A 13,162-nucleotide genomic window follows, 5' to 3' on the forward strand; every position below is an offset into this window, starting at 1 on the left:
AACCTCCGCGCCTTACTGGAAGTAACCCGTCGGTAAGTTACGTGCCAGTAACGATTGTTGGGATGTGCCGGCCCTCAGGACGCGCGGTGGGAACTGCGTGCCGCGGCGGTCGCCGCGGGCAGCTCCGTCTGCGCCGCACGCGTCACGTCCGCGACGAGTTCGACGACGTCGGGGCCGTACGCCTGCGAGTTGACGACCTTGAGCAGCAGCACGAAGGAGCTGTTGCCGTGCTTGCGGGTCAGGCGCTCGTGGTTGCGGGCGAGATAGCGGGTGGCGGCCTGGTTGGTGATCGCGGTCTGGCCGCAGAAGAGGAAGACGGGGCGGGTGTTCGGGCTCTGACCGGCCGTCAGCCGGGCGAGCAGCGCGTACTCCTCCCGGCCCGGCTCCACGCGGTAGCGTTCCGTGCCGATCTGGAACGCGCCCCGGTCCGGGCCGGGTTCGGCGTCCACGTTCACCCGCACCCCCGGGAGCATGGAGGCCAGATGCGCCACCATGCGCCGGTTGGACGCCGGGCCGCCCACGCAGAACTCGGTGCGTTCGCCGAAGCCCTGGCGTGCCGCGTCGTGCGGGAGTATCTGGGCGTGGGCGTTGCAGTCCTTGATGAGGGCGGCGAGTTCGAGGAGGGCGAACACGTCGTAGCGCATCACCGTCAGTTCGGGCCCGCCGGCACCGCGGTTCACCACCAGCAGTGACTCGGAGTTGTCCGGCAGTCCGAAGAACGCCTGCTTGCGGCGCAGCTTCCGCTTCCACAGGTAGGTACGGGCCAGCCAGCCGAGCGCGGCACTGATGCCGGCGGCGAGCACGCCCAGGACGATGTTGCGTACGTCGTCATTCATGGGCGCGCATGGTAGCGGGCCGCGGGAAACTCGCGTTCGAGCCGTTCCTGACGGGAACATGTCGTTGGATTAAGCTGCGCGGACGGTCTCTCACCGGAGGTGCGCATGCGTCGTCCTGTGGCACGGAAACTGTCCGTCCTGGTGGTCTCCGCCGCCGTGGTGTCGGTGGGCGCGGCTGCGCCACCCGCCGCTTCGAGGAGCGGCACCCCTGCGAAAGTCCCCGTCGCCGTCGGCTACGGCGGCGCCGTCTCGAGCGTCGACGCGGACGCCTCGGCCGCGGGCATCGAGGTCCTGAAGAAGGGCGGCAACGCGGTCGACGCGGCCGTGGCCACGGCCGCCGCCCTCGGCGTCACCGAGCCCTACTCCTCCGGCATCGGAGGCGGCGGCTACTTCGTCTACTACGACGCCAAGTCCCGTACGGTGCACAGCATCGACGGCCGCGAGACCGCACCGCTGACCGCCGACTCGAACCTCTTCGTGGAGAACGGCAAGCCGCTCGCCTTCGCCGACGCCGTCAGCAGCGGCCTGAGCGTCGGCACACCCGGCACGCCGGACACCTGGCAGACGGCGCTCGGCCAGTGGGGGAGCAGGAGACTCGGTGCGGTGCTGAAGCCCGCCGAACGGATCGCCCGCAATGGCTTCACCGTCGACGACACCTTCCGTTCGCAGACCGCCGCGAACGAGACCCGGTTCCGCTACTTCCCCGACACGGCCAGGCTGTTCCTGCCCGGTGGACAGCTTCCGGTCGTCGGCTCCACCTTCAAGAACCCCGAACTCGCGCGTACATACGAGGAGTTGGCGAGGAAGGGGGTCGACGCGATCTACCACGGCGACCTCGGCGAGGACATCCTGCGCACCGTGAACAAGCCGCCGGTCGACCCCGCCTCGGGCTGGAACGCCCGCCCGGGCAAGCTCTCGGACAAGGACCTCGCGGCCTACGGCGCCAAGCTCCAGGCGCCCACCAGGACCTCGTACCGCGGCCTCGGCGTCTACTCCATCGCGCCCTCCTCCTCCGGCGGCACCACCGTCGGCGAGGCGCTCAACATCCTGGAGAACACGGACCTTTCGAAGGCGAGCGAGGTGCAGTACCTGCACCACTACCTGGAGGCCAGCCGGATCGCGTTCGCGGACCGCGGGCGCTGGGTCGGCGACCCCGCCTTCGAGGACGTACCGACGAAGCAACTGCTCTCGCAGAAGTACGCGGACTCACGGGCCTGCCTGATCAAGGACGACGCGGTGCTCACCAGCCCGGTGGCGCCCGGTGACCCGCGGCATCCGGCGTCCTGCGGCAGCGGTGGCACGGCGGCGCCCACGACGTACGAGGGCGAGAACACCACGCATCTGACGGTCGCCGACAAGTGGGGGAACGTCGTCTCCTACACGCTCACCATCGAGCAGACCGGCGGCAGCGCGATGACCGTGCCCGGCCGCGGATTCCTGCTCAACAACGAGCTGACGGACTTCTCCTTCGCCCCGGCCAACCCGGCCGTGCACGACCCGAACCTGCCCGGTCCCGGCAAGCGGCCGCGCTCGTCGATCTCGCCGACGATCGTGCTCGACAAGCACAACAGGCCCGTGGTGGCGCTCGGTTCACCCGGTGGCGCGACCATCATCACCACCGTCCTGCAGACGCTGACCGAGTTCCTCGACCGCGGTCTGCCGCTCGTCGACGCGATCGCCGCGCCGCGGGTGAGCCAGCGCAACGCGGCCAAGACCGAGATGGAGCCCGCGCTCTACAACGACACCAGCGCGACGGGGCTGAGGGCCCGGCTCGAGGCCATCGGGCACTCCTTCTCGCTCAATCCCGAGATCGGCGCGGCCACCGGTGTGCAGCGGCTGCCGGGCGGGAAGTGGCTGGCCGCCGCCGAGAAGGTACGCCGCGGCGGCGGCTCGGCGATGGTGGTCAGCCCCGCACCCTGATCAGAGTTCGGGGGCGGTCGGCAGGTCCTCCGTGCGGAACGCCAGCCGGCCGTCCTCGACGTCCACCGTCACCCGGCCGCCCTCCTTGACCCGGCCGTCGAGCAGCAGCCGGGAGAGCTGGTTGTCGACCTCGCGCTGGATGGTGCGGCGCAGCGGCCGGGCGCCGTACTCGGGCTGGTAGCCCCGTTCGGCGAGCCAGTCGACGGCCGCGTCCGTGAACTCGACCGTGACGTCCTGTGCGTGCAGCAGTCGGCGGGTCTTCTGCAGCAACAGTTCGGTGATCTTGCGGAGTTGGTCGCCGGTGAGCTGGCGGAAGACGACGATCTCGTCGATGCGGTTGAGGAACTCCGGACGGAAGTGCTCGCGCAGCGGACGCAGCGTCTGCTCGCGCCGCGCCTCCTCGTCGGCGTCGGGGCCGCCCGACCCGAAGCCGATGCCGGCGCCGCGCCGGGTGATCGCCTCGGAGCCGAGGTTGCTGGTCATCACGATCACCGTGTTGGTGAAGTCGACCGTGCGGCCCTGGGAGTCGGTCAGCCGCCCGTCGTCGAGCACCTGGAGCAGGATGTTGAAGACGTCCGGATGCGCCTTCTCCACCTCGTCGAGCAGCAGCAGCGAGTACGGGTGCCGGCGCACCACCTCGGTGAGCTGGCCGGCCTCCTCGTGGCCGACGTAGCCGGGCGGGGCGCCGACCAGCCGGCTGACGGTGTGGCGTTCCTGGTACTCGCTCATGTCCAGGCGGACCATGCGCTCCTCGCTGCCGAACAGGGCCTCGGCGAGGGCGCGGGCGAGCTCGGTCTTGCCGACGCCGGTCGGCCCGAGGAAGAGGAAGCTGCCGATCGGCCGGTCGGGGCTGGCGAGTCCGGCGCGGGAGCGCATGACCGCCTCCGAGACCACGCCGACGGCCTCCTCCTGGCCGACCACCCGCTCGTGCAGGTGCTCCTCCAGGCCGAGCAGCTTCTCCTTCTCCTCCTGGGTGAGGCTGGCGACCGGGATGCCCGTCTGCCGGGACACCACCTCGGCGATCGCCTCGGCCGTCACCTCCAGCTGCCCCTCGTCGGCCTTGTCCCCACCGTCGGTGTCCGCGATCCGCTGCTTCAACTCCGCGATACGGTCGCGCAGTTGCATCGCCCGCTCGTACTGCTCGTCAGCGACCGACTGGTCCTTGTCGCAGGTCAGCTGGTCGATCTCGCGCTCCAGGGTGCGGACGTCCGTGCCCTTGGTGCGCGCCCGCAGCCGTACCCGGGCGCCGGCCTGGTCGATCAGGTCGATGGCCTTGTCGGGCAGGCGGCGGTCGGTGAGATAGCGGTCGGACAGCTGCACCGCGGCCGTCAGGGCCTCGTCGGTGTAGCTGACCTGGTGGTGGGCCTCGTAGCGGTCGCGCAGCCCACGCAGGATCTCGATCGTGTCCGGCACGGTCGGTTCGGGCACCAGGATCGGCTGGAAGCGGCGGGCGAGCGCCGCGTCCTTCTCGATCCGGCGGAACTCCTCCAGCGTGGTGGCGCCGACGATGTGCAGTTCGCCGCGGGCGAGCGCCGGCTTGAGGATGTTGCCGGCGTCCATGGCCCCGCCGCCCTCACCGCCGCCTCCGGCGCCGACGACGGTGTGCACCTCGTCGATGAAGATGATCAGCTTCTCGGAGTTGGCCCGGATCTCGCCGACGATGTTGTTCAGGCGCTCCTCGAAGTCGCCGCGGTAGCGCGTACCGGCGACCACACCCGTCAGGTCGAGTGCGACCACCCGCCGCCCGAGCAGTACGTCGGGCACGTCCCCGTCGGCGATGCGCTGCGCGAGCCCCTCCACGATGGCGGTCTTGCCGACGCCCGCGTCACCGATGAGCACGGGGTTGTTCTTGCCGCGCCGGGAGAGTACCTCGATGGTCTGCTCGATCTCCTCGTCCCGTCCGATCACCGGGTCGATACGGCCCTGCCGCGCCAGGTCGGTGAGATCGCGGCCGTATTTGTCGAGGGTGGGCGTGTCGGTGGGGCGGGGGCGCTCGCCGCCGCGGGGCGCGGCCGCCTCCGGCGCCTCGGGCGGCAGGCCCGACGATGCGAAACGGGCCGCGTTGAGGATGTGCCCGGCGGCCGAGTCGGGGTTCGCGGCCAGGGCGCTGAGCACATGCTCGGGGCCGATGTAACCGGCGCCGCTGGCCCGCGCCAGGTCGTGGGCGTCCAGCAGCGCCCGCTTGACGGCCGGCGTGAGGGAGAGCGAGGTGGGCGGCGGTGCCTCCTCCGCCGTGTGCTGGGCGGGGCCGGAACGCTCGTCGATCTCCGACGCCAGCGAGTCAGGGTCCGCACCGGCCCGGCTGAGCAGGCTCCGGGTCGGCTCGCTGGACAGCGCGGCGCGCAGCAGGTGCTGCGTGTCGAGGTCCCGGCTGCCGTGCTCGGCCGCGTACTGCGCGGCCCCCCGGACCATCTCCCGGGCGGGCTGGCTGAGCAGCCTCCCGATGTCGATCTGCCGGGGGCCCGTCCGCGGGCCGCCGAAGAAGCGGGCGAGGAACTCGCCGAAGGGGTCGTAGCCCTCAGGACCACTGAAGCCGCTGGTCATGGCCTTCCGTTCCGGCATCCCGTGGCGCGGCCCGGGACGCGCTCGCTGATCGACGTGCTGGCCCACGCAGGTGCCCCAACAGGGCCCGGTCACACCACCTTCGCACGACCGCCGGACGGGGGCACGTCCAGGAGCGCGGGCACGTTTCGACGAGCCTCCAGGACGTCCGTTCGACGCGCCCTCACGGGGTCCGTCCGACGTGCGTCTAAGGCGTCCGCTCGGTGAGCACGCGGGGCCCGTTCTCCGTGATCGCCACCGTGTGCTCCACATGGGCGGCGCGCGAGCCGTCGTTCGTGCGCAGGGTCCAGCCGTCGGCCGCCTCGTGGTAGCCGTCCCGGCCGCTGCCGATCAGCATGGGCTCGATCGCGATGACCATGCCGTGCCGAAGCGGGAAGCCGCGGCCCGGTCGCCCCTCGTTGGGGACGTCCGGGTCCTCGTGCATACGGCGGCCCACACCGTGGCCGCCGAAGCCCTGCGGGATGCCGTATCCGCCGTCCCGGCACACCCTGCCGATCGCGTGCGCGATGTCGCCGGTGCGGTTGCCGACCACCGCCGCCTCGATACCGGCCGCCAGCGCGCGTTCCGCCGTCTCGATCAGCCGTACGTCCGCCGGGCGTCGCTCGCCCACGACGAAGCTGATCGCCGAGTCGCCCGCCCAGCCGCCCAGTTCGGCGCCGCAGTCGATCGAGACCAGGTCGCCGTCGCGCAGGCGGTAGCCGGTCGGGATGCCGTGCACGATCGCTTCGTTGACGGAGGCGCAGATGACGGCCGGGAACGGCGTCGGGGCGAAGGAGGGGCGGTAGCCGAGGAAGGGGGAGGAGGCCCCCGCGTCCCGCAGCACCGCTCGCGCCACCTCGTCCAGCTCCAGCAGGGAGACGCCCACGCCGGCGGCCTGCCGTACGGCCGTCAGGGCCTGCCCGACGACCTGCCCCGCCTCGTACATGGCGTCGATCGATGTGTCTGTCTTCAGTTCCACCATGCCAATTAATATACCGGCTTGTTCGACCGGATTAAAATGCGGGATTAGAATGACGGCATGGTGCGCACCCCTCTCACCCCCGAAGAGCGTGAACGCGGCGAACGGCTCGGCCGGCTGCTCCGCGAGGCCCGCGGCGGGCGGAGCATGACGGACGTGGCAGCCGAGGCCGGGATCTCCGCGGAGACGCTCCGCAAGATCGAGACCGGGCGGGCGCCGACCCCGGCCTTCTTCACCGTCGCCGCGCTCGCCCGCGCGCTCGGGCTGTCGATGGACGAGCTGGTCGAGCAGTGCGCGCTGCTTTCCGTATGACGTGATGACGTCGTGGCGCGCTGACGTCGCGACGTTGACACACCTCGGTCAAGATCGGGCAATGAGGTGTCCGCGCGCCCGTCGAAAACTCCCCGTAGCACCGCCGTAACACGGCTGGTGTTGCCTACTGAACCGGAGTGTTCCGGTCGGGTGGGAGTTGAGCGATGGCTGTGGACCAACTCCCGGGCAGGGTGCGGGAGTTCGTGAACTACCTGAACGGCCTGCTGGCCCATCTGGACCAGGGCGGCGGCTGGTGCGCGGTCTTCTGGCAGCGCGATCCGGACGGCATGCGCGCCTGCCTCGACGGGCGTGAGGTGCCGCCGTGGGATGTGATCGAGGCGCTGCTCCAGGACCTTGCCACCGTGTACGGTCCGGACGTCGCGGCCCGGGAGGCGCGGCGGGCCCGCCCGCTGCACGCCGCCGCGATCGCCGCGTACGACGGCCGTCCCGGCGGCCGGGACGCGCTCGGTGACCGCCTCGATGCCATGCTCCACGAACAGCGCCAGGCCACCCGACGCCGGCTCGAACTGGGCCGGCTGCTCACCTCCGCCGGCACGCGGGAGGAGGCCGAGGCCCTCCGTCTCGACCTCGCCTGGGCCCGCGACGACCATGAGCGGGCCACCGCCCGCTGCGCCGAACTCCGCTCCCGCATCGACGAGTTGGACCGGCACGCGCCCCCCGGCCCCGCCCCGAATCCGCAGTTCGGGCGCGCTTCTCGCGTTGCGCCCGGGCCTGCCGCGGATCCGGACTCCTGGCGCGCTTCTCGCCTCGCGCCCGGCCCCGCCCCGGCCCCGGACTCCGGGCGCGCGCCTCGCGCCGCCTTCGCGCAGTCCGCCCCGCCGGAAGCCGCCCCGCCCGAACCCGCCCCACCTGAGCCCCTGCGGCCCGAGCCCGTCCCGCCCGAGCCGGCTCCTCCGCAGGCTGCCCCCGAACCACCGCCCCCCACCCCCAGGCAGCGCAAGCGCCGCCGAGGCAGTGCCCGTTTCGCCGGGATGGCCGAGGAGGAGGCCGCGCCCGTCGTCGTACCGCCCACGGCCGGGCCGGTGCTGCCCGCCCCGGACGCCGGCGGGCGCACGCCGCGCGGGGCCCGGTTCGCCGGGGCCGCCGCCGAGGCGCCCGAGCGGCCGGAGCCGCCGGCCGAGACGGTGGACGCGGCAGGGGCGCGCGAGGTCGCCGGGGCCGTCGCCGGGCTCGTACGGCTGCGGGCCGAGGGCCGGAGCGGCGAGGCACACGTGCTGCTCGCGGAGGCCGCCCACTGGCCTCCGGCCCGCCTGCCGCTGCTCGCCGAGGAACTCCGCCGGGCCGGGCTCGGCGCCGACTGGGCGACGCTGCTGTGGGAGGCCGCCTCGCTGCCCGCCGGCCGGCTGGTCGCGGCGGCGGACGCGCTGGTGGCGGCCGGGCGCGGGGCCGACGGCGAGCAGATCCTGCGGCAGGGCGTCGCCCGGCCCGCCGGAGAGATAGGGCAGGCCGTGCTGGAGCTGGCCGCGCAGGGCCGGAACCGCGAGGTGCGCGCCCTGCTCGACGCCTACGTCCGCGTCCGCACCCCCGAGGAGGCGGCCCGCAGCGCCGAGCCCGGCCCGGTGGCACTCGTGCCGCTCCTGCTCGAGGCTGCGCAGGGCGTTTCGGAGGAGCGACACTGGGATCTGGTGCACGCCCTCCGGGTCGCCGGTTTCGCCACCTGACACCCCCGGCCACCCCTGACCAGGGGCCCCGACGCTCACCCACAGGAGTGCGAAACGTGATCGACTTGGCGGGTTGACGGCGATGGTCTTGGCAAGGCTCCCCCGGAGGCTTACGTTCATCCCTCTACGGCCCGCTCTACGGGCGTAGAGGCTCTGACGACACGCCGAAGGAGCAGCTCATGGCCAACGTCGTACGCGCCGCTCTGGTCCAGGCGACCTGGACCGGCGACACCGAATCAATGGTGGCGAAACACGAGGAGCACGCCCGGGAGGCGGCCCGGCAGGGTGCGAAGATCATCGGTTTCCAGGAGGTCTTCAACAGCCCCTACTTCTGCCAGGTGCAGGACGCGGAGCACTACCGCTGGGCCGAGCCGGTGCCCGAGGGCCCGACCGTCAGCCGGATGCAGGAGCTCGCACGCGAGACGCGCATGGTGATCGTCGTGCCGGTCTTCGAGGTCGAGCAGTCCGGCTTCTACTACAACACCGCGGCCGTGATCGACGCCGACGGCACCTTCCTCGGCAAGTACCGCAAGCACCACATCCCGCAGGTGCAGGGCTTCTGGGAGAAGTTCTACTTCAAGCCGGGCAACGCCGGCTGGCCCGTCTTCGACACGGCGGTCGGGAAGGTGGGCGTGTACATCTGCTACGACCGCCACTTCCCCGAAGGCTGGCGTCAACTCGGTCTCAACGGCGCCCAGTTGGTCTACAACCCGTCGGCCACGCACCGCGGTCTCTCGTCGTACCTGTGGCGGCTGGAGCAGCCCGCCGCGGCCGTCGCCAACGAGTACTTCGTCGCGGCGATCAACCGCGTCGGCCAGGAGGAGTACGGCGACAACGACTTCTACGGGACGTCGTACTTCGTCGACCCGCGCGGACAGTTCGTCGGCGAGACCGCCAGTGACAGCAAGGAGGAACTCGTGGTCCGCGACCTCGACTTCGACCTGATCGAGGAAGTCCGGCAGCAGTGGGCGTTCTACCGCGACCGGCGACCCGACGCCTACGAGGGGCTGGTGCAGCCGTGAACGACCTGTACGGACGCCACCGCTCGGTCCTGCCCGACTGGCTGGCCCTCTACTACGAGGACCCGCTGGAGATCACGCACGGCGAGGGCCGGCACGTCTGGGACGCCGAGGGCAACAGGTACCTCGACTTCTTCGGCGGCATCCTGACGACGATGACCGCGCACGCGCTGCCCGAGGTCACCAAGGCGGTGAGCGAGCAGGCCGGGCGCATCCTGCACTCGTCCACGCTCTACCTCAACCGTCCGATGGTCGAACTCGCTGAGCGCATCGCCCAGTTGAGCGGCATCCCGGATGCGCGCGTCTTCTTCACCACGTCCGGCACCGAGGCCAACGACACCGCCCTGCTGCTCGCCACGACCTACCGGCGCAGCAACACGCTGCTGGCGATGCGCAACAGCTACCACGGCCGCTCCTTCAGCGCGGTCGGCATCACCGGCAACCGCGGCTGGTCCCCGACCTCGCTGTCCCCGCTGCAGACCCTGTACGTCCACGGCGGCGTCCGCACCCGCGGCCCGTACGCCTCCCTCAGCGACGACGAGTTCATCGCGGCCTGCGTCGACGACCTGACGGACCTGCTCGGCCACACCCGCCCGCCCGCGGCCCTGATCGCCGAGCCCATCCAGGGAGTCGGCGGCTTCACCTCCCCACCGGACGGCCTCTACGCCGCCTTCCGCGAGGTGCTCGCCGAACGCGGCATCCTGTGGATCGCCGACGAGGTGCAGACCGGCTGGGGCCGTACCGGCGACCACTTCTGGGGCTGGCAGGCACACGGGCGCAGCGGCCCGCCGGACCTGCTCACCTTCGCCAAGGGCATCGGCAACGGCAGCTCCATCGGCGGCGTGGTCGCCCGCGCCGAGATCATGAACTGCCTGGACTCCAACAGCATCTCGACGTTCGGTGGCACCCAGATCACCATGGCGGCGGGCCTCGCCAACCTCAACTACCTGCTGGAGCACGACCTCCAGGGCAACGCCCGGCGCGTCGGCGGCCTGCTCATCGAGCGGCTGCGGGCCGTCGCGGCGCAGGTTCCGCACGTTCGGGAGGTCCGCGGGCGCGGGCTGATGCTCGGCGTCGAGCTGGTGAAGCCGGGCACGGACGAGGCGGATCCGGCGGCCGCGTCCGCCGTGCTGGAGGCGGCCCGCGAGGGCGGGCTGCTCATCGGCAAGGGCGGCGGTCACAACACCAGCGCCCTGCGGATCGCGCCGCCGCTGTCCCTCACGGTCGCGGAGGCCGAGGAGGGCGCCGCGATCCTCGAAGGCGCTCTGCGGAGCCTGTCGTAGCAGCGCACTGAACAAGGGAAGACGGTCATGACCACCACCTTCGGGACCCTCGAACCCGCCCTGTCGGTGCGCCAGGTGCTGACCCTTGAACGGGTGCTCGCCGGGGAGCCCGAGGTGGTGGCCGGCGCGGGCCAGCTCGACCGGCCGGTGCGCTGGGTGCACGTCGCCGAGGCGCCCGACGTGGGCGTGATGCTCACCGGCGGCGAGATGGTGCTCACGACGGGGGTGCTGCTCGCCGGGGACGAGGAGAAGCAGGCCGAGTACATCCGCTCGCTGCACCGCGCGGAGGCGGCGGCCGTCGTGCTCGGCCTCGGGCGGGCGTTCCCCGCCGCGCCGGACGTGATGCGCCGCGCCGCCGAGCGCTGCGGGCTGCCCATGGTGGTCCTCCACCGGCCGTTCCCCTTCGCGGAGTTGACGGAGGAGGTCCAGGCCCGGCTGGTGCGGCGGAAGTTCGCCGCGGTCAGCCTCTCGGAGTCCGTACGCACGGCCCTGACCGGACTCATCACCGCGGGCGCCCCGCTGCAGCCGCTCCTCGACGAGGTCGCCCAGCACAGCGCCTGCCCGGTCGTCGTCACCAACCTCGCCCACCGCGTCCTCGCCACGGCGGGGGAGCGGCCCGCCGTGGACGACGTGCTGCGCGACTGGGAGCGCATCGCCCGGCAGGCCGGCGGCAGCGAGGGCGACGGCTGGATCCGCGCCGAGCTCGGCGGGCGCGGCGAGCGCTGGGGCCGGATCGTGCTGTGCGGCTACCGCGGCGACACCGCCACCGGACGGCTGCTCGCCGACCGGGCCGCCGAGGCGCTCGTCCTGCACCGCATGCTCGGCGGCACCTCGGCGCACACCTGGGAGGAGCAGTCGGCGCAGAGCCTGCTGACCGACCTGGTCAGCGGCGTCGTACCGGCACGGCAGTTGCTGCCGCGCGCGCGTGCCGCAGGACTGCCGGTCAACCGGCGCACCTTCGTGCCGCTGGTCGTGCACGACGGCGAACCCGCCCAACTCGAGCGTGTGCTGCGGCTGCTGGGCCTGCCCGGCCTCGTCGCGGAGCTGGCCGACGGGGCCACCGCCGTCCTGCTCAGCCTCGCCCGCGACCAGGACGCCGCGGCGCTCGTGGCGAACTTCGCGGCCCGGATGCGCTCGGAGGCCGGCCGGACGGTCGTGGCCGCCGCCGACCCGCGGACCGCCTGGGACGACGTGCCGGTGGGCCTGCGCGAGGCGCAGCACGTCGCCGACGCCGTCGCGGACTCCTCGGCCGCCCTCGACCTCCCGTGCGTCGTACGCCTCAAGGACGTCCATCTCCGGGGACTGATACGGCTGTTGAGGGACGATCCGCAGGTGCAGTCGTTCGCGGAGCGGGAGCTGGACGGCCTGCTGCGCCCGGACGGCGACGATCTGCTGTCCGTGCTGCGCACCTATCTCGCCACCGGCCGCAACAAGTCCCGCACCGCCCAGCTCCACCACGTCTCCCGGCCCGCGCTCTACCGCCGGCTGGAGGCCATACAGGGCCGGCTGGGCGTCGACCTCGACGACTTCGAGCAGGCCGCATCGGTACACATCGCGCTCCTCGCGCACGACGCGCAACAGGGCTGAAACAGACCACGACCTGGGAAAACGGCGGTGAAACATGGGCCTTCGCAAGAGTGACACCGTGGCACGCCGCCGGGCCGTATGCGTGACACCGTGCAACTCAAAGACGACTTCAGGACTTCCTACGCTTCCGGCACACCGAGCGACCGGAGGTCCCGATGAGCCGAGTGATCCGTGCCGCCCTCTTCCAGACCGCGTGGACGGGCGACAAGGAATCGATGATCCAGGTGCACGAGCAGGCGGCCCGCGACGCGGCCGCACAGGGTGCCCAGGTGCTGTGCTTCCAGGAGCTGTTCTACGGGCCCTACTTCTGCCAGGTCCAGGACAAGGCCTTCTACGAGTACGCCGAGCGGATCCCCGACGGCCCGATCGTCAAGCGCTTCCAGGCGCTGGCCAAGGAGCTGGGCCTCGTCCTGATCCTGCCGATGTACGAGGAGGAGCAGCCGGGCGTCCTCTACAACACGGCCGCGGTGATCGACGCGGACGGCTCGTACCTCGGCAAGTACCGCAAGCACCACATCCCCCAAGTGCAGGGATTCTGGGAGAAGTTCTACTTCCGCCCGGGCAACAGCGGCTGGCCGGTCTTCGAGACCGCCGTCGGCAGGATCGCCGTCTACATCTGCTACGACCGCCACTTCCCGGAGGGCTGGCGGGCGTTGGGCCTCGGGGGAGCGGAGATCGTCTTCAACCCCTCGGCCACCTCGCGCGGACTCTCCCGCTACCTCTGGCAGCTGGAGCAGCCGGCGGCGGCCGTCGCCAACGAGTACTTCGTCGGCGCGATCAACCGGGTCGGCGTGGAGGAGCTGGGCCCCAACGACTTCTACGGGACCTCGTACTTCGTGGACCCGGAGGCGCAGTTCGTCGGCGAGGTGGCCTCCGAGAAGGAGACCGAGCTGATCGTGCGCGACCTGGACCTGGCCAAGCTGCGCGAGGTGCGCGACCGCTGGCAGTTCTTCCGCGACCGCCGCCCGGACGCGTACGAGCCGCTGACCGCACCCTGACCGAA

Annotated in this window: 10 protein-coding genes; 7 read left to right on the top strand and 3 right to left on the bottom strand. The window is 71.9% G+C overall.

The features are described 5' to 3' along the window. Positions 1-74: 74 nt before the first annotated feature. Positions 75-836: a hypothetical protein gene (locus tag ACIBN2_RS08165; protein ID WP_399133393.1), complete on the bottom strand. Its 762-nt coding sequence runs from the start codon at positions 834-836 to the stop codon at positions 75-77. Between the two features lie 105 nt (positions 837-941). Between ACIBN2_RS08165 and ggt the strand changes: the two genes are divergently transcribed. Next, positions 942-2,756: a gamma-glutamyltransferase gene (gene ggt / locus ACIBN2_RS08170; protein WP_399133394.1), complete on the top strand. Its 1,815-nt coding sequence runs from the start codon at positions 942-944 to the stop codon at positions 2,754-2,756. Here ggt and ACIBN2_RS08175 read toward each other — a convergent pair whose 3' ends face one another. Together ACIBN2_RS08175 and map are read right to left on the bottom strand one after the other, a co-directional pair. Then, positions 2,757-5,300, bottom strand: a complete 2,544-nt coding sequence (locus tag ACIBN2_RS08175) for an ATP-dependent Clp protease ATP-binding subunit (protein ID WP_399133395.1) — start codon at positions 5,298-5,300, stop codon at positions 2,757-2,759. It abuts the gene before it with no gap. A gap of 205 nt (positions 5,301-5,505) precedes the next feature. Next, entirely contained in the window at positions 5,506-6,279 is a 774-nt protein-coding gene (gene map / locus ACIBN2_RS08180) for a type I methionyl aminopeptidase (RefSeq protein ID WP_399133396.1), read from the bottom strand. A 57-nt stretch (positions 6,280-6,336) separates the two neighbouring features. Here map and ACIBN2_RS08185 point away from each other — a divergent pair, with 57 nt between their 5' ends. The 6 genes from ACIBN2_RS08185 (at position 6,337) to ACIBN2_RS08210 (ending at position 13,157) form a co-directional block, all read left to right on the top strand. Beyond that, the gene (locus tag ACIBN2_RS08185) at positions 6,337-6,588 is read left to right on the top strand and encodes a helix-turn-helix domain-containing protein (protein ID WP_399133397.1); all 252 of its coding nucleotides are present in this window, start codon (positions 6,337-6,339) and stop codon (positions 6,586-6,588) included. A 164-nt stretch (positions 6,589-6,752) separates the two neighbouring features. Next, entirely contained in the window at positions 6,753-8,270 is a 1,518-nt protein-coding gene (locus ACIBN2_RS08190; protein WP_399133398.1) for a hypothetical protein, read from the top strand. A gap of 179 nt (positions 8,271-8,449) precedes the next feature. Continuing rightward, entirely contained in the window at positions 8,450-9,292 is an 843-nt protein-coding gene (locus tag ACIBN2_RS08195) for a nitrilase-related carbon-nitrogen hydrolase (RefSeq protein WP_399133399.1), read from the top strand. Further along, the gene (locus ACIBN2_RS08200; RefSeq protein ID WP_399133401.1) at positions 9,289-10,572 is read left to right on the top strand and encodes an aspartate aminotransferase family protein; all 1,284 of its coding nucleotides are present in this window, start codon (positions 9,289-9,291) and stop codon (positions 10,570-10,572) included. Before ACIBN2_RS08195 ends, ACIBN2_RS08200 begins: the two co-directional genes overlap by 4 nt. Positions 10,573-10,599: 27 nt before the next feature. Then, on the top strand, positions 10,600-12,159 hold the full coding sequence (locus ACIBN2_RS08205) for a PucR family transcriptional regulator (RefSeq protein ID WP_399133402.1): 1,560 nt from the start codon (positions 10,600-10,602) through the stop codon (positions 12,157-12,159). Positions 12,160-12,314: 155 nt separating this feature from the next. Continuing rightward, positions 12,315-13,157, top strand: coding sequence for a nitrilase-related carbon-nitrogen hydrolase (locus ACIBN2_RS08210; RefSeq protein ID WP_399133404.1), 843 nt, complete (start codon positions 12,315-12,317; stop codon positions 13,155-13,157). The last annotated feature ends 5 nt before the right edge of the window (positions 13,158-13,162 follow it).

It is taken from the genome of Streptomyces sp. NPDC050534, from assembly GCF_044457745.1.
GTDB lineage: Bacteria > Actinomycetota > Actinomycetes > Streptomycetales > Streptomycetaceae > Streptomyces.

Coding starts and splice junctions, on each gene's coding strand:
- ACIBN2_RS08165 (WP_399133393.1), bottom strand. CDS start 836: ATGAATGACGACGTACGCAACATCGTCCTGGGCGTGCTCGCCGCCGGC.
- ggt (WP_399133394.1), top strand. CDS start 942: ATGCGTCGTCCTGTGGCACGGAAACTGTCCGTCCTGGTGGTCTCCGCC.
- ACIBN2_RS08175 (WP_399133395.1), bottom strand. CDS start 5,300: ATGACCAGCGGCTTCAGTGGTCCTGAGGGCTACGACCCCTTCGGCGAG.
- map (WP_399133396.1), bottom strand. CDS start 6,279: ATGGTGGAACTGAAGACAGACACATCGATCGACGCCATGTACGAGGCG.
- ACIBN2_RS08185 (WP_399133397.1), top strand. CDS start 6,337: ATGGTGCGCACCCCTCTCACCCCCGAAGAGCGTGAACGCGGCGAACGG.
- ACIBN2_RS08190 (WP_399133398.1), top strand. CDS start 6,753: ATGGCTGTGGACCAACTCCCGGGCAGGGTGCGGGAGTTCGTGAACTAC.
- ACIBN2_RS08195 (WP_399133399.1), top strand. CDS start 8,450: ATGGCCAACGTCGTACGCGCCGCTCTGGTCCAGGCGACCTGGACCGGC.
- ACIBN2_RS08205 (WP_399133402.1), top strand. CDS start 10,600: ATGACCACCACCTTCGGGACCCTCGAACCCGCCCTGTCGGTGCGCCAG.
- ACIBN2_RS08210 (WP_399133404.1), top strand. CDS start 12,315: ATGAGCCGAGTGATCCGTGCCGCCCTCTTCCAGACCGCGTGGACGGGC.